19 protein-coding genes are annotated in these 21,506 nt (G+C 58.6%); 12 read left to right on the top strand and 7 right to left on the bottom strand.

Annotated elements, in window-relative coordinates:
- Nucleotides 1-11 precede the first annotated feature (11 nt).
- On the bottom strand, nt 12-728 hold the full coding sequence (gene rph / locus ACQZ63_RS05440; RefSeq protein WP_003514752.1) for a ribonuclease PH: 717 nt from the start codon (nt 726-728) through the stop codon (nt 12-14).
- A 136-nt stretch (nt 729-864) separates the two neighbouring features.
- Between rph and hrcA the strand changes: the two genes are divergently transcribed.
- Both hrcA and grpE read left to right on the top strand, forming a co-directional pair.
- Nucleotides 865-1,956: a heat-inducible transcriptional repressor HrcA gene (gene hrcA / locus ACQZ63_RS05435; protein WP_003514754.1), complete on the top strand. Its 1,092-nt coding sequence runs from the start codon at nt 865-867 to the stop codon at nt 1,954-1,956.
- 113 nt (nt 1,957-2,069) lie between these two features.
- Nucleotides 2,070-2,705 carry a nucleotide exchange factor GrpE gene (grpE, locus tag ACQZ63_RS05430; protein WP_003514756.1) on the top strand — a complete coding sequence of 212 codons (636 nt, stop codon included), beginning with the start codon at nt 2,070-2,072 and terminating at the stop codon, nt 2,703-2,705.
- A gap of 129 nt (nt 2,706-2,834) precedes the next feature.
- On the opposite strand, the gene ptsN is transcribed toward grpE, so the two are convergent.
- The 6 genes from ptsN to lptC all read right to left on the bottom strand — a co-directional run bounded on the left by ptsN (nt 2,835) and on the right by lptC (nt 7,963).
- Nucleotides 2,835-3,296 (bottom strand): PTS IIA-like nitrogen regulatory protein PtsN, encoded by a 462-nt coding sequence (gene ptsN, locus ACQZ63_RS05425; RefSeq protein ID WP_003493488.1) that lies wholly within the window; start codon nt 3,294-3,296, stop codon nt 2,835-2,837.
- Between the two features lie 82 nt (nt 3,297-3,378).
- Nucleotides 3,379-3,960 carry a ribosome hibernation-promoting factor, HPF/YfiA family gene (gene hpf, locus ACQZ63_RS05420; protein ID WP_003514759.1) on the bottom strand — a complete coding sequence of 194 codons (582 nt, stop codon included), beginning with the start codon at nt 3,958-3,960 and terminating at the stop codon, nt 3,379-3,381.
- Between the two features lie 234 nt (nt 3,961-4,194).
- Nucleotides 4,195-5,745, bottom strand: a complete 1,551-nt coding sequence (gene rpoN / locus ACQZ63_RS05415; protein ID WP_026330653.1) for an RNA polymerase factor sigma-54 — start codon at nt 5,743-5,745, stop codon at nt 4,195-4,197.
- Between the two features lie 153 nt (nt 5,746-5,898).
- Entirely contained in the window at nt 5,899-6,708 is an 810-nt protein-coding gene (gene lptB / locus ACQZ63_RS05410; RefSeq protein WP_003514762.1) for an LPS export ABC transporter ATP-binding protein, read from the bottom strand.
- A gap of 9 nt (nt 6,709-6,717) precedes the next feature.
- Nucleotides 6,718-7,284 (bottom strand): LptA/OstA family protein, encoded by a 567-nt coding sequence (locus tag ACQZ63_RS05405; RefSeq protein ID WP_003514763.1) that lies wholly within the window; start codon nt 7,282-7,284, stop codon nt 6,718-6,720.
- A gap of 13 nt (nt 7,285-7,297) precedes the next feature.
- Nucleotides 7,298-7,963 (bottom strand): LPS export ABC transporter periplasmic protein LptC, encoded by a 666-nt coding sequence (gene lptC, locus ACQZ63_RS05400; protein WP_003514764.1) that lies wholly within the window; start codon nt 7,961-7,963, stop codon nt 7,298-7,300.
- A 249-nt stretch (nt 7,964-8,212) separates the two neighbouring features.
- Between lptC and sppA the strand changes: the two genes are divergently transcribed.
- From sppA to ACQZ63_RS05350, 10 genes are all read left to right on the top strand, one after another.
- Nucleotides 8,213-9,166, top strand: a complete 954-nt coding sequence (gene sppA, locus ACQZ63_RS05395) for a signal peptide peptidase SppA (protein ID WP_038489656.1) — start codon at nt 8,213-8,215, stop codon at nt 9,164-9,166.
- Between the two features lie 2 nt (nt 9,167-9,168).
- On the top strand, nt 9,169-9,495 hold the full coding sequence (locus tag ACQZ63_RS05390; RefSeq protein WP_219256707.1) for an integration host factor subunit beta: 327 nt from the start codon (nt 9,169-9,171) through the stop codon (nt 9,493-9,495).
- A gap of 64 nt (nt 9,496-9,559) precedes the next feature.
- Complete coding sequence (locus ACQZ63_RS05385; protein WP_003514766.1) at nt 9,560-9,901, top strand: LapA family protein; 342 nt, start codon at nt 9,560-9,562, stop codon at nt 9,899-9,901.
- Between the two features lie 93 nt (nt 9,902-9,994).
- Nucleotides 9,995-11,128 carry a class I SAM-dependent methyltransferase gene (locus tag ACQZ63_RS05380; protein ID WP_038489658.1) on the top strand — a complete coding sequence of 378 codons (1,134 nt, stop codon included), beginning with the start codon at nt 9,995-9,997 and terminating at the stop codon, nt 11,126-11,128.
- Nucleotides 11,125-11,985: a TrmH family RNA methyltransferase gene (locus tag ACQZ63_RS05375; protein WP_111782854.1), complete on the top strand. Its 861-nt coding sequence runs from the start codon at nt 11,125-11,127 to the stop codon at nt 11,983-11,985. Before ACQZ63_RS05380 ends, ACQZ63_RS05375 begins: the two co-directional genes overlap by 4 nt.
- Nucleotides 11,985-12,473 carry a signal peptidase II gene (lspA, locus tag ACQZ63_RS05370; protein ID WP_113555579.1) on the top strand — a complete coding sequence of 163 codons (489 nt, stop codon included), beginning with the start codon at nt 11,985-11,987 and terminating at the stop codon, nt 12,471-12,473. Before ACQZ63_RS05375 ends, lspA begins: the two co-directional genes overlap by 1 nt.
- 55 nt (nt 12,474-12,528) lie before the next feature.
- On the top strand, nt 12,529-14,760 hold the full coding sequence (locus tag ACQZ63_RS05365) for a hybrid sensor histidine kinase/response regulator (RefSeq protein ID WP_111782853.1): 2,232 nt from the start codon (nt 12,529-12,531) through the stop codon (nt 14,758-14,760).
- A gap of 95 nt (nt 14,761-14,855) precedes the next feature.
- On the top strand, nt 14,856-15,737 hold the full coding sequence (olsB, locus tag ACQZ63_RS05360) for a l-ornithine N(alpha)-acyltransferase (RefSeq protein ID WP_003514771.1): 882 nt from the start codon (nt 14,856-14,858) through the stop codon (nt 15,735-15,737).
- Nucleotides 15,738-15,927: 190 nt separating this feature from the next.
- Nucleotides 15,928-18,579: a DNA mismatch repair protein MutS gene (gene mutS, locus ACQZ63_RS05355; protein WP_111782852.1), complete on the top strand. Its 2,652-nt coding sequence runs from the start codon at nt 15,928-15,930 to the stop codon at nt 18,577-18,579.
- 95 nt (nt 18,580-18,674) lie between these two features.
- Nucleotides 18,675-21,503, top strand: a complete 2,829-nt coding sequence (locus tag ACQZ63_RS05350) for a [protein-PII] uridylyltransferase (RefSeq protein ID WP_113555578.1) — start codon at nt 18,675-18,677, stop codon at nt 21,501-21,503.
- Nucleotides 21,504-21,506 lie beyond the last annotated feature (3 nt).

Genomic DNA, 21,506 nt, shown 5'->3' with positions numbered 1-21,506 from the left:
TTCCTGTCGGCTCAGGCGATTGCCTGCTTCTGAAGGGCGACCAGTTCGCTGCATCCGGCCTTTGCAAGACCGAGCAGCGTCAGGAATTCCTCTTCGGAGAAGGGGGCGCCTTCCGCGGTTCCCTGCACCTCGACGATGCCGCCGGAGCCGGTGATGACGAAATTCGCATCGGTCTCGGCGGAGGAATCCTCGAGATAATCGAGATCGATGACCGGCTGTTTTGCAAAGATGCCGCAGGAGATCGCGGCGATATGGTCTTTCAGGACCTTCTCGACCTTGATCATGTTGCGAGTTTCCATCCACTTCAGGCAATCATGCAGGGCGATCCATGCCCCGGTGATGGAAGCCGTGCGCGTGCCGCCATCGGCCTGAATGACGTCGCAGTCGATGCTGATCTGGCGCTCGCCAAGCGCCTGCAGGTCGACCACTGCGCGCAGCGAGCGGCCGATAAGGCGCTGGATTTCCTGCGTGCGTCCGCCCTGCTTGCCGGCTGAGGCCTCGCGTTTCATCCGCTCATGAGTGGAACGCGGCAGCATGCCGTATTCGGCGGTGACCCAGCCCTTGCCGCTGTTGCGCAGCCACGGCGGCGTCTTTTCCTCAAGGCTTGCGGTGACGAGCACATGCGTATCACCAAATTTGACCAGACAGGAACCTTCGGCATGTTTCGAGAAATTGCGCTCGAAGGAAACCTTGCGCATCTGATCGGTTTTTCTGCCTGAAGGCCGCATATGATCCACTCTCCATGTTGGTTCCTGCCTTCTAAGGCGCGCCCCGGGGTTTTGCAAAGCCAATTTCCATTTTGCCGCAGCGGTGCAACGCATTATATTGGTACGGACAGAGTTTTGACGATAAAGAACGGATGATATGGGCTTTTCCGCACCGCTTTCAAAAGATCAGGCATCGTTGCTGGATGAACGGTCGCGGGAGATTTTCCGGCGCATCGTCGAAGGCTATCTCGACACCGGCGAACCCTTGGGGTCGCGCAGCCTGTCGCGGCTGTTGCCGATGTCGCTTTCACCGGCCTCCGTTCGCAACGTCATGAGCGACCTCGAGGAACTGGGTCTCATCTATTCGCCGCATATCAGCGCCGGTCGCCTGCCCACCCAGACGGGGCTACGCTTCTTCGTGGACGCATTCATGCAGGTGGGCGATCTGCCCGCCGATGAGAGAGCCAGTATCGACCGCCAGATCGGTCCGGTCGCCGGCCACGAGCAATCGCTGGAAGGGTTGCTGACGGAGGCAAGCCGCATGCTTTCAGGCATGTCGCGCGGTGCCGGCCTGGTGCTGACGGCCAAGAGCGACGTCATTCTCAAGCACGTTGAATTCATCCGGCTGGAGCCCACCAAGGCGCTTGCCGTGCTGGTAGGGGACCACAATCAGGTCGAAAACCGTATCATCGAATTGCCGGTCGGCATTTCGTCATCGCAATTGACAGAGGCGGCAAATTTCATCAATGCCCATCTTTCCGGGCAGACGCTGCAGGAACTGCGGGGCCAGTTTCAGACGCAGCGTGCCGAATTGCAGTCGGAACTCGGCACGCTCGCGCAGGACCTCATTGAACGTGGTCTCGCCATATGGGCGGGCGACAATGAAGAGGGCAAGCTCGGCCGCCTCATCGTCCGCGGACGCTCCAACCTGCTGGAAGGTCTGGCCGGTGAGGAAGATATCGATCGTGTGCGCCTGCTGTTCGACGATCTGGAACGCAAGGAAAACCTCATCGAGATCCTCAACCTTGCAGAAAGTGGCTCAGGCGTCAGGATTTTCATCGGCTCGGAAAACAAGCTCTTCTCGCTGTCAGGCTCGTCATTGATCGTGGCACCTTATCGTGATGAGGAAAATCGCGTTGTGGGTGCCGTCGGCGTCATCGGTCCCACGAGGCTCAATTACGCCCGTATCGTGCCTATGGTGGACTACACCGCACAAATTATGGCCCGCCTTTCCCGAAAGCAGAGATAGGACAAGCCCGCAAGGTTAGAGAATGCGGCAAGCTTTTCGCCGCAAGCCTTGATTTTTGCCCTTCAAACCTCGATATCGGGCGCAACCAACAATATTCAAATCTGGAGAACGTCATGACCGACGATACGAAAAAGCCCGGACCTGACGCGGACGTCGCCGAAGAGTTTGTCGAACCCGCATTTACAGGGGAAGAGACGGCGGAAGCTGCCGAGCCCGATCCGATCGAACTGCTCAGGGCCGAAAATGCCGATCTGCGCGACAAGTTCCTGCGTCTTGCAGCAGAAATGGACAATCTTCGTCGCCGCACCGAACGCGAAGTCAAGGATGCGAAGGCCTATTCTCTCGCCGCTTTCGCGCGCGACATGCTTGCCGTTTCCGACAATCTTCGCCGCGCTCTTGAAGCCATTCCGGACGAACTCAAGACCAATGGCGAAGCCGGTCTCAACGGCCTGATCGAAGGTGTCGAGATGACGGAGCGCTCGATGCTCTCGACGCTGGAGCGCCATGGCGTCAAAAAGATCGATGCGGAAGGCCAGAAATTCGATCCGAATTTCCACCAGGCGATGTTCGAAATTCCGAACACGGCAGTTCCGAACAACACGGTACTGCAGGTGGTTCAGGCCGGTTTCACCATCGGTGACCGGGTGCTGCGCCCCGCCATGGTTGGCGTCTCAAAGGGTGGCCCGAAGGTGGAGACCGCCGCAGCGCCCGAGCCGGGCACCGCCTCCGTCAACGAGAAGGATGCGTGAGGCATTCCCTCATCTAAAGCGCGTCCGGATATAAAACCGGGACGCGCTTTTGTTTGAAATGCTCCAATAAAAAACGCGCCTCAAGGGCGCGTTTTTTTGTCCATGGAAAGGACCGTCGGCAGCCTTTGATCAGGCAGCGGTCGCCTGCTCCTGATTGAGGAAGGCGTAAATTGCCGTGTCGGAATCGGTGGCGCGCAGCTTGGCCACCAGCTCGGGGTCGCGTAAAGCACGGGCAATTCTCGACAGCGCCTTCAGATGATCCGCGCCGGCGCCTTCGGGTGCAAGCAGCAGGAAAACCAGATCGACCGGCTGGTCATCCAGCGCCTCGAAATCAACAGGTGTTTCAAGACGTGCGAAGACGCCGGTGATCTGATGGATGCTGCTCAGCTTGCCATGCGGAATGGCAATGCCGTGCCCCACACCGGTGGAGCCGAGTTTCTCACGCTGGAGGATGACGTCGAAAACTTCCCGTTCCGAGACTCCGGTAATTCTGGCTGCCTTTGCGGCCAGCTCCTGAAGCAATTGCTTTTTGGAATTCACCTTGAGGGCGGGAATAATCGCATCTTGTTGCAGCAAATCTGCCAACGCCATTCTCTTTTTCCTTCATGCCATCGAGACGATGCAGGAGGCAGATACGCTTTCGCGCTCTGCCTCCCATGTCTTGTCAGACTGTTCAGCTCTTGATCGTTTCCGCGTCGATCCAGCCAATATTGCCGTCATGTCGTCGGTAGACGATGTTGAGATATTCCTTGCCGGGGCTGCGGAACAGCAGAACCGGTTCGTCCGTCATGTCGAGCGCCATCACGGCGCTGGCGACGGACATCGTCTTTATCTGTTTCGAACTTTCCGCAACGATCGTGGGTGCGTAGTCTTCCGGAACCTCGTGGTCCTCATCGGGGACAGCATCCATTACCGTATAGGCGATTTCCGACATCGCGCCGTTCGCCGCGGAACCATTGTGGTGATGGTCCTTCAGCTTCCGTTTGTAGCGACGCAGGCGCTTCTCGATACGCTCGGCGGCGGCATCGAAACTCGCTTGCGGATCATTTGCCTGACCCGCCGCATGCAATACAACACCCGTATCGAGATGCAGTTTGCAATCGGCTGCAAAACGCGATCCGGACTTCTCTACGGTCACTTGGCCTGAATACCCCCCATCGAAGTATTTGGTAACTGCCAGACCTATATTGTCCTCAATCCGCTGCCGGAAAGATTCGCCGATCTCCATATGTTTACCAGATACACGCACACTCATGGAAAATTTCCTTTTTGTAGTGATTTGCGAGTACCAGCTTACGTCAAGCCGCGCGCGCATCCAAGCGTTTCGAAGGCCTTTAAAAGCCCCCATTCGAATTTTACGCCCATGGACGGTGGAGATGAATCCGTTACAAATGACCTTGCTTACGTGTGCGGCGGGCTTCTAGCCCTTGCCGTAGCAAGAGTCAATGGTGCGGCTGGAAAGCCCTGAAAACGTGACCAGCGCCACCGCTCAGAACGCCGACAGTCTGGCCAGGGCCTTCTTCTCGCGCCGTCTCTGAACGGAGGATGGGATGTTCATCGCCTCGCGATATTTGGCCACCGTGCGGCGGGCAAGATCGATACCGCTCTTTTTCAGATTATCGACGATATCGTCATCGGAAAGCACTGCGTCGGCGGCCTCCTGCGCGATCATCGCCTTGATGCGGTGACGCACCGCTTCTGCAGAATGGCTGTCACCGCCTTCCACCGAGCTGATGGAAACACTGAAGAAATACTTCAGCTCGAACAGGCCGCGCGGCGTCAGCATATATTTTTTCGACGTCACCCGGCTGACGGTGGATTCGTGCATCTTGATGGCGTCGGCCACCGTCTTGAGGTTCAGCGGGCGAAGGTGGTCCACGCCATTGACGAGAAAGGCGTCCTGCTGGCGCACAATTTCGGTCGCCACCTTCATGATCGTTCTGGCGCGCTGGTCGAGGCTGCGGGTCAGCCAATGGGCCGTCTGCATGCATTCGGAAAGGAAATCCTGATCCTCTCCCTCGCGCGACTTGTGCCTTGAAACCTCTGCGAAATAGGTCTGGTTGATGAGCACGCGCGGTAGGGTCTCGGGGTTGATTTCCACAAGCCAGCCGCCGGCAGAGGAGGGGCGAATGATGATATCAGGAACGATTGTCTCGGAAACGGTCGAATCGTAACCAGCGCCCGGACGCGGATTGAGCGTGCGGATTTCCGCCAGCATGTCGAGAAGGTCTTCCTCATCCACGCCGCAGAGTTTTTTTAGAGAAGCGAAATCCCGTTTCGCCAGAAGCTCCAGATTGTCGATAAAAGCCCGCATTGCCGGATCAAGCCTGTCCTTCTGGGCAAGCTGGATCGCCAGACATTCGCTCAGCGAGCGGGAAAACACGCCGGGAGGATCAAAGCCCTGAAGCGTCTCCAGAATGCGCTCCACTGCCGAAGGCGCCGCCCCCAGCCGTTCAGCGACGTCTTCGACGGCATCTACGGCGATATATCCGGTCTCGTCGAGCTGGCCGATCAGCGCATCGGCAATCATCCTGTCTTCCACAGAGGATATGGCGAGAGGCAATTGCTGATTGAGATGGTCGCTGAGGGTCTGTTTCGCGGCAACGAAGTCGTCGAGATCGTAACTCTCGCCTGACTCCTGCCCGGGCATGGATTTCCACTGCCCCGCAAGTTCGGGTGCGTCGGGCTTTCTGGGTTCGGTATCGTCAGGAAAGACATTTTCGAAGCTGGTGTCGAGCTGTTCGCCGAGATTCGCCGCGCGATCGCCGTACCAGTCGTCGCTGTCGGCCGTTACCGGCGCGGACTTGTCGGACCCTTCGCTGTCGGCATCGCCGAAATTCTCCGCATCAACAGGGCTATCGCTGCTCAAATCGCCGTCGTTTGCCGCAATTTCAAGCAAAGGATTGCGCTCCACCTCCTGCGCGATGAACTGCGTCAGTTCGAAATGCGTCATCTGAAGCAGCTGGATGGACTGCATCAGTTGCGGTGTCATCACGAGAGACTGGTTTTGACGCAGCAAAAGGCTGGCAGATAATGCCATGGCGGACGCGAAACTCCCCTTACAGCTTCTTCGTCGCCACAAATTTCATAAATTTTGCGCAGGCAACGAAACTTGGCCCAAAAATTGCTTTTTTATTATGTTTGGTCAAGCGTCACTGCGGGGCGCGATGAAGAATCTTTCGCGCCCGGGAGCTTAAAGGCTAAAATTATTGCCGAGATAGAGCCGGCGCACATCCGGATTGTTGACGATATCGTCTGCACGGCCATGGGTGAGAACCTCACCGGCATGGATGATATAGGCGCGGTCAATGAGGCCGAGCGTTTCGCGGACATTGTGGTCAGTGATGAGAACGCCGATCCCGCGCGCGGTCAAATGTCTGACAAGGTTCTGAATGTCGCTGACGGAGATCGGATCGACGCCGGCAAAAGGTTCGTCCAGAAGCATGAAGGTCGGGTCGGTCGCCAGAGCACGGGCGATTTCCAGACGGCGACGTTCGCCGCCCGACAGCGCGACAGCGGGCGATTTGCGCAGCTGCGCAATGTGGAACTCTTCCAGCAACTCATCGAGCTTGCGGCTGCGCTTGGCGCTGTCAGGTTCGTGCACTTCCAGCACGGCGCGGATGTTTTCCTCGACTGTCAGTCCGCGGAAAATGGAGGCTTCCTGTGGCAGATAGCCGACACCGAGGCGGGCACGCCTGTACATCGGCATGGTAGTGACGTCGTTGCCGTTGATGGCGATCTTGCCGCTATCGACGGGTACAAGGCCCGTGATCATGTAGAAACAGGTGGTTTTGCCCGCGCCGTTCGGGCCAAGCAGACCCACGGCTTCACCACGGCGTACGACCAGCGAGACGCCGTTGACGACGCGCCGTGTATTATAGGTCTTCGTCAGACCATGCGCGATCAGGGTGCCGTCATAGCGAGCCTTGTCGGCCTGCGACGCAGCGTCCACAGGTCGGTCGCGCCCACCGCCAAATATTTTTGAGATCGAGGCTATCTTCACGAGGTGAGACTACTGTTTCTTCTGCTGCGATTTCGGATCGAGCATGATCCGGACAGGGCCGCCGCAGCTTTCAAGCTTTGCCTGCCCCGAATTCATCAGAACAGTGAGCTTGCAGCCGGTGAACACATTCGCGCCCTCGGACAGCACAACCTGCTTGCCGGTCAGAATGAAGGTCTGCGCCGCCATGTCGAATTCGCCGTGATCGGCCGTTGCCTTCTGCGTCTCGGACGTCAGGTAGACGTTATTGTCGACGAAGATTTTCTCGATGTTGGCGTCACCGCTGGTGAGCGAGGAACCTTCACCCTTGTAATTGACCGTCATCTTGCCGGCCTGAAGGGTGGTGGTGCCCTGCACAACTTTCACGTTACCGGTGAAATAGGCCTTGCGCTCTTGGTCCCGAATTTCGAGCTGATCGCTTTCGATAGCGATCGGCTGGTCGCCGGAGAGCTTGACGCCTGTCATGTTGCTGGTGGTGTTCTGAGCGAAAGCCACGGTTGCAAGACAGGAAAAAGCAAAAGCTGCGGCTGTAACGCCTGCGGATTTGCCAAGGGAAACGGGACGGGAAATTTGCATCATCTGGACCGGGCTCTCACTTGCCTTCATTCTTGATATTGGATGCAGCGATACGTGCGCGTACCTGCCCCGAAAATGTAATAGTTTTGCCATTATCCGCGATATCAATCGATTGCGCAACAATGGCGCCGTCGTTTGTTTTGATCGAAACTGGCTCTTTGCTGCTCATTTTTCCAGCCTTCAGATCGACATCCGCAGATTGGAACTTCGCTTGTATGCCATTGCTGAGATTGATGTCAAAAGGGGCGGTCATCTTCAGCGTGTTGGTGGCCCGGTCGAAAATGCCTTCCTTGGCGATCACCTGGGCGACGCTGTCGTTCACAGGCACCGCGGCCAGAACCCTTTCGAGCGTCATGAGGTTGGGGTTGGCGATATCCTGCAACGCACGGTCTGCGTTCATGGAGTAGTCGATCCCCTTCTCGTTGCGGCCCGCAACGGCCGGCTTTTCCATCACGATCTTGCCGTCTTCGATCCTTGCGCTTTCAAGCGAAACCTCTTCGGGCGCCCAGGTGCGAATGAGCGAAACGGCGACGAAGGCAAACGAGATGATCGCCGCACCGAGCGGCAGAATGATTTTCAGCCGCTTCACGCGCGCGGAATGCCTCAGCGCGCGCTCGTAAGCGCCGTTCTGGTCATTGGGCAGCGGAAACGCTGGCGCGGGTTGGCGGAGTCTTTCGAGCATAAGAGTGGGTCCGGAAAACTTCCTGGGCGCCACTTTGGCGCGCAACTGAAGCTTATATGTTTATCTTGATGTCTTTGGCATGAGTGCTGTGTCCTGCCAATATGGTTTTTGTCTGGAAAGGTGCAAGGGAAATGCGAATTTAATCGTAATTCTGGTTTCCTTATTGTTTCCTTGCGGCTTCGCGCTAGAAGAACCATATGGCCATGACACTTACATTACGCTTCAAATGCCGGAAGGCAGGGGTTTTCGATGGATAATATGGCGATAGCGGATCGCAGACGATTGCGCCGCAAGCTGACTTTCTGGCGGATTGCCGCTGTTTTTCTGTTTGTCGCCGGCATTTTCGGCCTCTACCGGTTTTTATGGGCCACCCCGCAGCAAAGCGAGAGACCCCATATTGCCCGTGTCCAGATCTCCGGGCTGATCCAGGACAATACCGAACTTCTGGAGCGGCTGGACAAGATTGCCAAGAGTGACAATGTCAAAGGGCTGATCGTTTCGATTTCATCGCCCGGTGGCACCACCTATGGCGGCGAGCGCATCTTCAAGGCCATTCGCGGCGTTGCGGAAAAGAAGCCGGTGGTCTCCGATGTCCGCACGCTTGCCGCCTCCGCTGGATATATGATCGCATCTGCAGGCGACGTCATCATCGCTGGCGAAACCTCGATCACCGGCTCTATCGGCGTGATCTTTCAATATCCTCAGATCGGCCAGCTGATGGATAAGCTCGGCGTCTCGCTGCAGGAAATAAAGTCCTCTCCGATGAAGGCGGAGCCTTCGCCGTTCCACGAGGCGCCCGAAGAGGCGAAGACGATGATCCGTTCCATGGTGATGGACAGCTACGGCTGGTTCGTCGATCTTGTGGCCGATCGCCGCAAATTGCCGCGCGAGGATGTGTTGAAACTGGCGGACGGATCGATTTTCACGGGCAGACAGGCGCTCGCCAACAAGCTGGTCGACACGCTTGGCGGCGAAAAGGAAATTCGCGGCTATTTCGAAACGCGCGGTGTTGCCAAGGATTTGCCGATCGTGGAATGGCGCGCACCGTCTTCCAGTTCGCCTTTTTCGCTTTTCAGTGTTGCGCAAATAGCGAAGCTTCTGGGATATGACGATTTAATCCCATTTGCGGGCTCCGGTCAGCTCGGTGCGGACAAGTTGTTTCTTGACGGTCTTGTTTCCGTTTGGCAGGTTGAGCCGCATTAAAAATCCAATTCTTTCAGGGGGCAACCGTGATCAAGTCTGAACTGGTGCAGATCGTTGCTGCGCGTAACCCGCACCTTTATCACCGTGACGTGGAAAATATCGTCAATGCGGTGCTGGATGAAATCACCGATGCCTTGGCAGCGGGAAATCGTGTCGAGCTTCGTGGTTTCGGCGCATTTTCGGTGAAGAACCGTCCTTCGCGATCCGGTCGGAACCCGCGCACGGGTGAATCGGTTTTCGTTGAGGAAAAATGGGTGCCTTTCTTCAAGACGGGCAAGGAACTGCGTGAGCGCCTGAACCCCGGTATGGGTGACGAAGAGGACGATTGATCGTTCTCACCGCCGCCCCGGAAACGGAGCCGAGGGAATGCACGCCGCGATGGAGTAATGTCGGATGTCGAAAAAAATCATCAACCTCATCATCCTGCTTCCGCTGGCGATTATCCTCGTCATCCTGTGCGTGGCCAATCGTCAGTCCGTGACGCTCGCGCTCAATCCGTTCCGGCCGGAGGATGGTGTACTTTCCTTCACCGCGCCGTTTTTCGTGTTCCTGTTTCTGGCCGTCATTTTCGGTGTGCTTCTGGGATCTTCCGCCACATGGTTTGCGCAGGGCAAGCATCGCAAGCGCGCCCGGATCGAGGCGAAGGAAGCCGTTCGCTGGCATGACGAGGCGAACCGGCACAAAGCGGCAACAGCCGCGCAGCTTCCGAATGCGGGCCAGCTCCCGGCAAAGTGATGGTGCCGACATTCGTTGCGGCTCTAGTCGAGCGACGCTTGGAATGCTATTTGCTGGCGCGATAAGACGCGGGCAGAAGCGGAAAGATTTCCATTGAAGAAAAAAGACAGCCGGCCGGGCAATCGCGTGCGTGCCGGGAGCGAGAAAAAACAGGTTCATGCCGCAAAGCCGGCACGGCGAATGGATGCGGCACCGAAAAAGCGCGAGCCGGACGCGGTGCGCAGCGCGCCCAAATCTGCGCCGAGGGAAAAGATAGCCCCAGTACCGGCCGTTGAGCAGGTGCCTGCGCGGCCCCTCAAGCATCGCACCGGCGAACGTCCCGCAGAACAGGTTCCGGTTATTCTGGAATCGAGTGGCGCGGGTGATTTTCATCTCATCGACAGCGGCAATGGCCTGAAGCTTGAACAATACGGCGAATATCGCGTCGTCCGTCCCGAGGCGCAGGCTCTCTGGCAACCGTCGGTTCCCGACCGCGTATGGCAGAATGCCGACGCCATTTTTACCGGCGACACGGATGAAGACGGCATGGGCCGTTGGCGTTTTCCAAAGGCAGCACTTGGCGAAACCTGGCCACTGTCGCTGCTCGGCGTCGAATTTCTCGGCCGTTTCACGGCCTTCCGGCATGTCGGCGTCTTCCCGGAGCAGATCGTCCACTGGGAATGGCTGAAAAATGCCGTCGAAACGGCTGACCGGCCGCTGAAAGTCCTGAACCTGTTTGGTTACACCGGCGTCGCTTCTTTGGTCGCCGCTGCTGCAGGCGCTGAAGTGACCCATGTCGACGCCTCCAAGAAAGCTATCGGCTGGGCAAAGGAGAACCAGGCGCTTGCCGGGCTCGAACAGGCGCCGATCCGCTGGATTTGCGAAGACGCGATGAAGTTCATCCAGCGCGAGGAGCGTCGCGGCAGCACCTACGACATCATTCTCACCGACCCGCCGAAATTCGGCCGCGGCACCCATGGTGAAATCTGGCAATTGTTCGACCATCTTCCGTTGATGCTCGATATCTGCCGGGAAATCCTGTCGCCCAAAGCGCTCGGTCTGGTGCTGACGGCCTATTCTATCAGGGCCAGCTTCTATTCGATGCATGAATTGATGCGCGAAATCATGCGCGGCGCCGGTGGCGTCGTTGCATCCGGCGAGCTCGTCATTCGCGAGGCCGGGCTTGATGGCAAGACGCCGGGCCGGGTGCTTTCCACATCGCTGTTCAGCCGCTGGGAGCCGAAATGACGAACGACATGCGCGAAAACACGACGCGCCGGGTTGGCCAGGTCAAGGAAGTCACCAGCCTTGCCAATCCCATCATCAAGGATATCAAGGCGCTCACCCAGAAAAAGGGCAGGGAAGAGACCGGCACCTTCATGGCGGAAGGCCTGAAGCTGGTTATCGACGCGCTCGAACTGGGCTGGACCATCCGCACCCTGGTTTACGCCAAGGCGGCCAAGGGCAAGCCGCTGGTGGAGCAGGCGGCCGTAAAGACGGTCGCTTCCGGCGGGCTGGTGCTCGAAGTCAGCGAAAAAGTCATCGCCTCGATCACCCGACGCGACAATCCGCAGATGGTCGTTGGCATCTTTGACCAGAGATGGAAGCCATTGAAGGATATTCGTCCGGAAAAAGGCGAGACCTATATCGCGCTCGATCGGGTGCGTGATCCCGGCAATCTCGGCACCATCATCCGCACGGCGGATGCGGCTGGTGCCTCAGGTGTCATTCTGGTCGGCGATTGCACCGATCCGTTTTCGCTGGAAACGGTGCGTGCGACCATGGGTTCGGTCTTCGCTACGCCCGTTGCCCGCGCCTCGGTTGAGGAATTCCTCTCATGGAAAAAATCGGCCAGTGTCAGTGTCGTTGCCACCCATCTTGCCGGGTCGGTGGACTATCGAAAAATCGATTACGCCGGAAAGCCCGTCGTGCTTTTGATGGGCAACGAACAATCCGGCCTGCCGCCTGAACTGGCCGGCAAGGCAGACCAACTGGCGCGCATTCCCCAACAGGGCCGTGCCGATAGTCTCAATCTCGCCATCGCAACCGCTGTCATGCTTTTCGAGGCGCGGCGACATCTCCTCGAACTGGCACCGGTGAAGTAATGGCCAAAGCGGCGTTGTTTTCGAAATTCGGCCCGGCTTTCGCGCTTATCGTTGCTGCCCTTGTGCTGGACCAGGTCGTCAAGCAACTGGTCGAGACCTATCTGCCGTTGCAGGAGATGGTGCCGGTCCTTCCGTTCCTGGCGCTTTACCGCACCTATAATCTCGGTGTGGCGTTTTCGATGCTGGCGGACATGCACGGCTGGTTCATCGTCAGCATGCGGCTCGTCATCGTGGTCTTCGTTCTGTGGCTCTGGCGCAAGACGGCGGCGGATCGGACTTTTGCCCATCTTGGCTTCGCCTTCATCATCGCTGGAGCGGCTGGCAATCTTCTTGACCGCTTTTTCTACGGTCACGTCATCGACTACATCCTGTTTCACACCGATACATGGTCGTTCGCGGTCTTCAATCTGGCCGACACTTTCATAACAATCGGTGCCGGTTGCGTCATTCTCGATGAGTTTCTGCACGCCCGGGCGGCTAAAAAGTAAAATTTTAGCGTTTGAGCCAAACATATCAAAACCGCTGCCGTGGTAGCGGTTGTGCATGAGCGAACTGGCAAGACTGCGGGAAAAAGTTTCAGATGGCCTCGCCGCCACCCCGGCGCAGCTGGCGGATCGCGTCGACACGACATCTCACCATGGCGGTGCGGGGCACGGGATAGATGCCAGATCGATCACGCTATACGTTGCCGCGTCATTGTCGGTGGGTGCCTTCTCCGCGGCCTTGATCGCGCTTGCGGTGCCTTATGCGGTCACCGTCGCCTTGGCATCCTTCTTCGGTGCGGTGCTGGTCGGTCTCCTGTCCTACGCCATGTTCGGCAAATCCTTCCAGTATACCGGCAAACTATATGCAGATGATTTGGATGTACGGCTACGCCAAACTCAAAACCGATCGCTGATTGCCGAGATCCAGGAGGCCATGGGCGATATCATCGTCATCCGCAATATGGATCGGCGCATCGTCGAGGCGAATGCGGTTTTTCGTGAAGTGACGGGCTGCTCGGCACCCGAAGGGCTGAGCTGTGAGGAAATCGGCATCGCTTTCCGACCAGGCGACAAGGCCCACGCTTATGACGTGGAAATCGCGACCCCGTTCGGTCAGCGCATTTTCTCCTGGCACGATGTCGTCACCCGCGATCTGGCAAGCAGTCGTCTTCTCATCAGCAGCATCGCGAGAGATGTCACCGAGGAGCGGCTGGCACTCGGCGAGCGGGAAAACGCCCGGTTACGCGCGGAAAAGGCCGATGCCGAAAAGGCAAGGCTGCTGGCAACTGTTAGCCACGAGATCCGTCTGCCGCTTTCCGGCATGCTCGGCATGAACCATCTTCTGTCGCAGACGAAGCTCAATGAAGAGCAACGTAATTATCTCGACGGCATGAAGCAGTCCGGTCAGTCGCTGGTACAGTTGGTCGAGGACCTGCTGGATTATTCGACCATGGAGGCGGGCCGTTTCAAACTCAATCCGCGTGCGGAAAACCTGCGCCGGCTGATCGAGAGCATTGTCGAGATGCTGGCGCATCGCGCCCACGAAAAGGGCATCGAAATCACCTCCTTCGTCACGCCGGATGTGCCCGATTATCTGGATTTCGATCCGGCAAGGCTGCGTCAGGTTCTGTTCAACCTCCTTGGCAATGCCGTCAAATTCACGCAGGTGGGCGGGGTCGTCATCCGGGCGCGCATGGTTGAAGGCGAATTGCATATCACCGTCGAGGACACCGGCCCCGGCATGAGCCAAGCGGAACAGGCCCGTATCTTTGGCGAATTCGAACAGGCAGGCCCGATGTCGCAACAAAGTGGGGGAACAGGGCTTGGGCTCGCGATTTCCGCCCGCATCGTCCGGGAATTCGGCGGCAGCCTGACGGTCTTCAGCCGCAAGGGTGAGGGCAGCACCTTCAAGCTGGCATTCCGTCCGGGCAGTTCGTCCACCGGCACGCCGGACCCAGACCGGCACCATTGCCTGCAGCATACCAATGTCCTGCTGGTCGCGCCGAGGGGCGTGGCAGCGACGGTGACGATGGAGGCGATCGAGGCTTTCGGCGGTAAATGCGCTCTTATCCACGAACCGGAGGACTTGGAAAAGCTGCACGGTACAGCTGCCGATCTCACCGATATCATTGTCGACAGGCGTATTTCGCCTCTGTTCAGAGACGCGCTAAGGGATTGGCCGCAACAGAATGTCCGTCGCACATTGCTGGTCAGTCCCGAAGAGCGGGCGTCGACCATGCATGCGTCCTTCGACGCCTGGTTGATCCGGCCGCTGCGCGAAAAGTCCCTGATTGACGTCCTCTGCGGCCGTCTGCGCGGCATAGAACGGCGCGATGCCATCAACGACAACCATCCGGATGTGGGGTTTTCGTCACGGGTGACGGAGGGGGTAAGCGGTATCGATATCCTCGTGGCCGAGGACGACGCCGTCAATGCGCGCATCATCCGGGCCGTTCTGGAAAAAAGCGGTTACATCGTGCGCGGTGTCGACGATTTTCAGGCCCTGCAGCAAGCCGTGGCGCCGGGCACAACCCGCCTGCCGCACCTCATTATATCCGATCTCAATATGCCGGGCGGCGAGGGGCTTGAGGTGCTGCCGGAGCTTCTCGGCACGCTGAAGGGCGGAAGAAATATTCCGCTCATCGTGCTCAGCGGCGATGCGAGCGTTGAAACCGCTGAAATCCTGCTGAATGCCGGTGCGGCCAAGGTTTTGACCAAGCCTGCCGACCCGAGACGACTGGTCGAGGAAATCCGCCGCTTGCTGGAGGCGAAACGCCTGCTGCCATCATGACTTGAGAGACTCGCAATGGCTGCATTTTGTCACTATTCTGTCGTCAATTAGTGATTTATGACAGGAAAAATCTTTTGGTGGCGGAGCGATTCCCCATGGTTGCCGAAATCTACAGTCACGACATTTGTGAAAACAAAGTTGTTATTCATCCTCGTCCAGACACCGCTCAGGACAATGAGGGGCTTTTCGGCCGTATCGGCTCGCTGGAAACGCGGCTCGCAAGAAACGAGCGGGAGATCGACGCGGCGCAGTCCGTTCGTTACCGGGTTTTCGTTGATGAAATGAAGGCGCGCCTTCCCGCAGACGCCATGCGCCGCAAGCGCGACATCGACGCCTGGGACAGTGTCTGCGACCATCTGCTCGTGCTCGACAAGGCGATTGAAGGCGACAGCGAGGACCAGATCGTCGGTACCTACCGTCTGTTACGTCAGGAAACTGCACTCGCGAATAACGGTTTTTATTCCGCAAGCGAATTCGACATCGCCGGGCTGGTAGCGCGCCATCCGGGCAAGCGCTTCATGGAGCTTGGCCGCTCCTGCGTGCTGCCGGAATATCGCACCAAGCGCACGGTTGAGCTTTTGTGGCAGGGCAACTGGGCCTATGCCGTGAAACACCGCATGGATGCCATGATCGGTTGCGCTTCGTTCCCCGGCGTGCAGCCGGAAGCCCACGCGCTTGCTCTGTCCTTCCTGCATCACAATTGCGTTGCAAAGGGCGAGTGGGCGGCTTCCGCTCTTCCCGAGCTTTATCACGAGATGGACCTGGTACCGGCTGAGGCGCTGAACGCCCGCAAAGCGCTGAACGCCATGCCGCCGCTGATCAAGGGCTATATGCGTCTCGGCGCTATGTTCGGCTCCGGCGCCGTGGTGGACCACGCCTTCAACACGACAGATGTTCTCGTGGTCCTGCCGGTTTCCTCTATCGCCGGCCGCTACATCAGCTATTACGGCGGCGAGACCGAGCGCATCAACGGCTAACCGGTTTTAACTCGGATCAAGCGGGATGTTCCTGTGGGCAGCGGTGCCGTGTGTGTTGTCTTGGTGCGGCCATTGCCGCTAGTGTCGGCGCTCCCTTTCCGCAACACGATATGACATCGGCAAGCCATTGACGGACGTTTTGACCACCGCTTCCCTGATCTCGGAAGAGAGCCGCGCTACGGCCACTCCCATGATGGAGCAATATATCGAGATCAAGGCGAACAACCCCGGTTCGCTGCTGTTTTACCGCATGGGCGATTTTTACGAATTGTTCTTTGACGATGCGGTGGAAGCCTCGCGGTCGCTCGGCATCACGCTGACGAAACGCGGCCAGCATATGGGGCAGGATATTCCCATGTGCGGCGTTCCCGTTCACGCCGCCGATGATTATCTCCAGAAGCTCATCCTGCGCGGTTATCGCGTCGCCGTCTGCGAGCAGGTGGAGGACCCGGCCGAGGCGAAGAAGCGCGGATCGAAATCCGTGGTAAAACGCGATGTGGTGCGGCTTGTCACGCCCGGCACGCTCACCGAAGAAAAGCTGCTGTCGCCGACGGAATCCAACTATCTTATGGCGCTCGCTCGTATTCGCGGCAGTGCGGAGGCACAGTTTGCGCTTGCCTGGATTGATATTTCCACCGGCGTCTTCCGCTTGGCGGAAACCACGCTGACGCGGCTCCTCGCTGATATCTGGCGCATCGATCCACGTGAGCTGATCGTTGCCGACAGTCTGTTCCATGACGAAGAGCTGCGACCGGTTTTCGATATGCTTGGCCGTGTCGCCGTGCCGCAGCCGGCCATTCTGTTCGACAGCGCTACGGCGGAAGGGCGGATCGCGCGTTACTTCAACGTCTCGACCCTCGATGGTTTCGGCACATTTTCGCGCGTGGAGATGGCCGCTGCCGCTGCCGCGGTTGCCTATGTTGAAAAGACCCAGATTGCCGAGCGCCCGCCGCTTGGTGCGCCGGAACGCGAAAGCGCTGCCTCCACGCTGTTCATCGATCCCGCGACCCGCGCCAATCTGGAGTTGGTGAAGACGCTCTCGGGCGAAAGGGACGGATCGCTCCTGCATGCCCTCAACCGCACGGTCACGGGCGGCGGTGCGCGGCTTCTGGCCGAGCGGCTGATGTCTCCCTTGACCGATCCGGAAAGGGTTAATGCCCGTCTCGATGCGGTCGCCTATCTCATTGATGACGTATCCCTTTGCGATAGCCTGCGCGACGCATTGAAACAGGTTGCCGATATGCCGCGCGCGCTCTCCCGTCTTGCGCTTGAGCGCGGTGGCCCGCGCGATCTCGGGGCGATCAGGCAGGGCCTGGCGTCGGCCGAGAGAATTGCCGCCATTCTCGATCAGGGACTATTGCCGGAGGAGCTTGCTGCCGCACTTGCGGATCTGAAGGCTTTGCCGGGCGGGCTGGAAGCCATGCTTGGCTCGATGCTGGCCGACGATCTGCCGCTTTTGAAGCGTGATGGCGGTTTTCTGCGTGAGGGCGCCAGTCCAGAACTCGACGACGTGCGCGCATTGCGTGACCAGTCGCGCCGGGTAATCGCCGGGCTGCAGCTGCAATATGCCGAGGAAACCGGCATCAAATCGCTCAAGATCAAGCATAACAACGTGCTTGGTTATTTCATCGAGGTAACGGCGGGCAACGCCGATGTCATGATGGCGACGGATGAGGCGAAGGCGCGCTTCATTCACCGCCAGACCATGGCCGGCGCCATGCGCTTCACCACCACCGAGCTTGCCGATCTCGAAAGCCGCATCGCCAATGCCGCGGCTGAGGCTCTGACCATGGAGCTGGAGGCCTTCGCACGCATGGTTGAGGCCGTGGTGCACCAGGCTGAAGCAATCAAGGCCGGCGCGGCGGCACTTGCAATTATCGACGTTGCCTCGAGCCTTGCTTATCTGGCGACGGAACAGGCCTATTGCCGCCCGATCGTCGATGCCTCCATGACCTTTGCGATCACAGGCGGGCGCCACCCGGTTGTGGAACAGGCGCTGCGGCGCCAGTCCGCCGGGCCGTTCATCGCCAATAATTGCGATCTGTCGGCTGCTGAGGGCGGCAAAAATGGTGCGATCTGGCTGCTCACCGGCCCGAACATGGGCGGTAAATCGACTTTCCTGCGTCAGAATGCGCTCATCGCCATCCTCGCGCAGATCGGCTCCTTCGTTCCGGCAGAAGCCGCCCATATCGGCATCGTAGACCGGTTGTTTTCCCGCGTCGGCGCGTCCGACGATCTGGCGCGTGGCCGCTCGACCTTCATGGTGGAAATGGTGGAAACGGCCGCCATCCTCAATCAGGCGACGGATCGCTCGCTTGTCATTCTGGATGAGATCGGCCGTGGCACGGCAACCTTCGACGGCCTTTCGATCGCCTGGGCGGCGGTCGAGCATCTGCACGAGGTCAATCGTTGCCGTGGCCTCTTCGCCACGCATTTCCACGAACTGACGGTGCTGTCGGAAAAACTTGGTCGCCTTTCCAATGCCACGATGCGGGTGAAGGAATGGGAGGGTGACGTCATCTTCCTGCACGAGGTCGGACCGGGTGCTGCAGATCGTTCCTACGGTATTCAGGTGGCAAGGCTCGCCGGACTTCCGGCATCGGTGGTGGAGCGCGCCCGTGAGGTGCTGACGAAGCTCGAAGATGCCGATCGAAAGAACCCGGCCAGTCAGCTGATCGACGATCTGCCACTATTCCAGATCGCGGTTCGCCGTGAGGAAACCCGCAAGGCTGGACCATCGAAGGTGGAAGAAGCTTTGAAGGGGTTCAACCCGGACGAAATGACGCCGCGTGAGGCATTGGACGCGCTCTATGCGTTAAAGAAAGAACTTGGCAAGGCTTAAGAGGATAGACTGCCTGTCCATCGCCTTTGAAACTCGCTATAGGACAATCCCATCGCAAGCGGTGGCTTTCCCACAGGACATGGATAACGGCATAAATGGCCATCAAGGACCTGGATTTTTCCGAAATTCTCGATGTTTCGGCGCTGAAGCGCGAATGCGACATCATCTTCAAGAACGACGGCAAGCGCATCGCCGATGTCAGGTCAGACCTGCTGCCGATCTTTCGCAAGGCCAGCACGGAAGGCCGGGAAAAGGCTCGCGAACTGCTGAAATCCGACGGCAGCGGCATCGATTGCGCCCGACGTATCTCCTGGCTCCAGGACCGGCTGATCGAAATCCTCTATGATCTCGCCTGCCACTATGTCTATCCGAAAGACGCGCCGCAAATCGCCGTTGCAGCGGTGGGCGGTTACGGTCGCGGCACGCTGGCGCCGGGATCGGATATCGACCTTCTGTTCCTGCTGCCGGCCAAGAACACGCCGGATATGCACAAGGCCGTGGAGTTCGTGCTTTATCTGCTCTGGGATCTCGGCTTCAAGGTCGGCCACGCCACGCGCACGGTGGATGAGTGCGTCCGCCTGTCGAAATCCGATATGACTATCCGCACCGCCATTCTGGAAGTGCGGGCAATCTGCGGTAAAAAATCCCTGACCGATGATCTCGAAAAACGTTTCGAGTCGGAAGTTGTCACCGGCACCGGGCCGGAATTCATCGCCGCCAAGCTGGCCGAGCGTGACCAGCGCCACCGCAAGGCGGGCGATACGCGCTATCTGGTGGAGCCGAACGTCAAGGAAGGCAAGGGCGGCCTGCGCGACCTGCACACGCTGTTCTGGATCGCCAAATATTATTACCATGTCCGCGATACAGCCGATCTCGTCAAGCTTGGCGTCCTGTCTAAGCGCGAACTCAGGCTGTTCGAAAAGGCCGATGATTTTCTCTGGGCCGTCCGTTGCCAGATGCATTTCATCACCAACAAGGCGGAAGAGCGCCTTTCCTTCGACATTCAGCGCGAGATCGCCGATGCGCTGGGCTATCAGCCACGCCCCGGGCTTTCCGCCGTCGAACGTTTCATGAAGCATTACTTCCTGGTGGCGAAGGACGTGGGTGACCTGACCCGCATCGTCTGCGCCGCACTGGAGGACAGGCAGGCAAAGGACGTGCCGGGCCTGTCGGGTGTTCTCAGCCGCTTTGCCCACCGCGTCCGCAAAATTCCCGGTTCTGTTGAATTCGTCGAGGATCGCGGACGCATCGCGCTGGCCAAGCCGGACGTGTTCAAAAACGATCCGGTCAATCTGATCCGGCTCTTTCATATCGCCGATATCAACAATCTCGAACTTCACCCGGATGCGCTGCGTGTCGTTACCCGGTCGCTGTCGCTGATCAATGACGGGCTTCGCGAGAACGAGGAGGCGAACCGGCTGTTTCTGGCGATCCTCACCTCGAGGCGTGATCCGGCGCTCACCTTGCGGCGCATGAACGAGGCTGGCGTCCTCGGCAAGTTCATTCCCGAATTCGGCAAGATCGTCGCGATGATGCAGTTCAACATGTATCATCACTATACGGTGGACGAACATCTGATCCGCTCGGTCGGCGTACTGTCGGAGGTGGACAAGGGGACGGCTGTGGATGCCCATCCGCTTGCCAACCAGCTGATGCCGGGTGTTGAGGAGCGTGAGGCACTTTATGTGGCCGTTCTGCTGCACGATGTGGCCAAGGGCCGGCAGGAGGACCACTCGATTGCCGGCGCGCGGGTGGCCCGCAAGCTTTGCCAGCGTTTCCGGCTGACCGGCAAGCAGACCGAAATGGTGGTCTGGCTGATCGAGCAGCATCTTCTGATGTCCATGGTCGCCCAGACGCGCGACCTCCACGACCGCAAGACCATCACCGATTTCGCCGACAAGGTGCAATCCATGGAGCGGCTGAAGATGCTGCTTATCCTGACGGTCTGCGATATCCGCGCGGTCGGTCCGGGTGTCTGGAACGGCTGGAAGGGTCAGTTGCTCCGCTCGCTTTATTACGAGACCGAGCTGCTTCTCTCCGGTGGCTTTTCGGAAGTCTCACGCAAGGAAAGGGCGCATATTGCCCGTCAGGCGCTTTACGACGCGCTGGAAGACTGGGGCCACAAGGCACGGCGCAAATACACCAAGCTGCACTATGAGCCCTATCTGCTGACGGTGGCGCTGGAAGATCAGGTGCGTCACACCCGCTTCATCCGCGAGGCCGACAAGCAGGAAAAGGCGCTGTCGACCATGGTGCGCACACATTCCTTCCACGCCATCACCGAAATCACCGTGCTGGCGCCCGACCATCCGCGCCTGCTGTCGATCATTACCGGCGCCTGCGCTGCGGCCGGCGCCAACATTGCCGACGCGCAAATCTTCACCACATCCGATGGGCGGGCGCTCGATACGATCCTGATCAACCGCGAATTTCCGATCGACGAAGACGAGACGCGGCGCGGCAACAATGTCGGCAAGCTGATCGAAGAGGTTCTGTCCGGTCGTCAGCGCCTGCCGGAAATGATTGCCACCCGCACCAAGAGCCGGAGGAAGAAAAGCGCCTTCACCATTCCGCCCTCCGTCATCATTTCCAATGGGCTTTCGAACAAGTTCACCGTTATCGAGGTCGAGTGCCTCGACCGGCCGGGGCTTCTGGCGGATATGACGGCTGTCATTGCCGATCTGTCGCTGGATATTCATTCCGCACGCATCACCACCTTTGGCGAGAAGGTCATCGACACATTCTACGTGACGGATCTCTTCGGCCAGAAGGTCACCAATGACAACCGGCAGGCCAGCATTGCCACGCGTCTGAAGGCCGTGATGAGCGAGCAGGAAGACGAATTGCGCGATCGCATGCCAAACGGCATCATCGCCCATCCCGATGTGGCGGCGCTGCCGGCCACGCGCACGGCAAAGGCTTGAAAT

The sequence above is a fragment of the Agrobacterium sp. CG160-95 genome, assembly GCF_053521725.1.
Note: the sequence above shows the minus strand (reverse complement) of the source record. Positions and strands in the feature narration are given on the sequence as shown.

What these genes read in the sequence shown, in the direction of transcription:
- hpf (WP_003514759.1), bottom strand. Translation starts at nt 3,960, where the DNA reads ATGAGTGTGCGTGTATCTGGTAAACATATGGAGATCGGCGAATCTTTC.
- sppA (WP_038489656.1), top strand. Translation starts at nt 8,213, where the DNA reads ATGGATAATATGGCGATAGCGGATCGCAGACGATTGCGCCGCAAGCTG.
- rpoN (WP_026330653.1), bottom strand. Translation starts at nt 5,745, where the DNA reads ATGGCATTATCTGCCAGCCTTTTGCTGCGTCAAAACCAGTCTCTCGTG.
- ACQZ63_RS05350 (WP_113555578.1), top strand. Translation starts at nt 18,675, where the DNA reads ATGGCCATCAAGGACCTGGATTTTTCCGAAATTCTCGATGTTTCGGCG.
- ACQZ63_RS05375 (WP_111782854.1), top strand. Translation starts at nt 11,125, where the DNA reads ATGACGAACGACATGCGCGAAAACACGACGCGCCGGGTTGGCCAGGTC.
- ACQZ63_RS05385 (WP_003514766.1), top strand. Translation starts at nt 9,560, where the DNA reads ATGTCGAAAAAAATCATCAACCTCATCATCCTGCTTCCGCTGGCGATT.
- lspA (WP_113555579.1), top strand. Translation starts at nt 11,985, where the DNA reads ATGGCCAAAGCGGCGTTGTTTTCGAAATTCGGCCCGGCTTTCGCGCTT.
- rph (WP_003514752.1), bottom strand. Translation starts at nt 728, where the DNA reads ATGCGGCCTTCAGGCAGAAAAACCGATCAGATGCGCAAGGTTTCCTTC.
- grpE (WP_003514756.1), top strand. Translation starts at nt 2,070, where the DNA reads ATGACCGACGATACGAAAAAGCCCGGACCTGACGCGGACGTCGCCGAA.
- lptC (WP_003514764.1), bottom strand. Translation starts at nt 7,963, where the DNA reads ATGCTCGAAAGACTCCGCCAACCCGCGCCAGCGTTTCCGCTGCCCAAT.
- hrcA (WP_003514754.1), top strand. Translation starts at nt 865, where the DNA reads ATGGGCTTTTCCGCACCGCTTTCAAAAGATCAGGCATCGTTGCTGGAT.
- olsB (WP_003514771.1), top strand. Translation starts at nt 14,856, where the DNA reads ATGGTTGCCGAAATCTACAGTCACGACATTTGTGAAAACAAAGTTGTT.
- ACQZ63_RS05365 (WP_111782853.1), top strand. Translation starts at nt 12,529, where the DNA reads ATGAGCGAACTGGCAAGACTGCGGGAAAAAGTTTCAGATGGCCTCGCC.
- mutS (WP_111782852.1), top strand. Translation starts at nt 15,928, where the DNA reads ATGATGGAGCAATATATCGAGATCAAGGCGAACAACCCCGGTTCGCTG.
- ACQZ63_RS05405 (WP_003514763.1), bottom strand. Translation starts at nt 7,284, where the DNA reads ATGATGCAAATTTCCCGTCCCGTTTCCCTTGGCAAATCCGCAGGCGTT.
- ptsN (WP_003493488.1), bottom strand. Translation starts at nt 3,296, where the DNA reads ATGGCGTTGGCAGATTTGCTGCAACAAGATGCGATTATTCCCGCCCTC.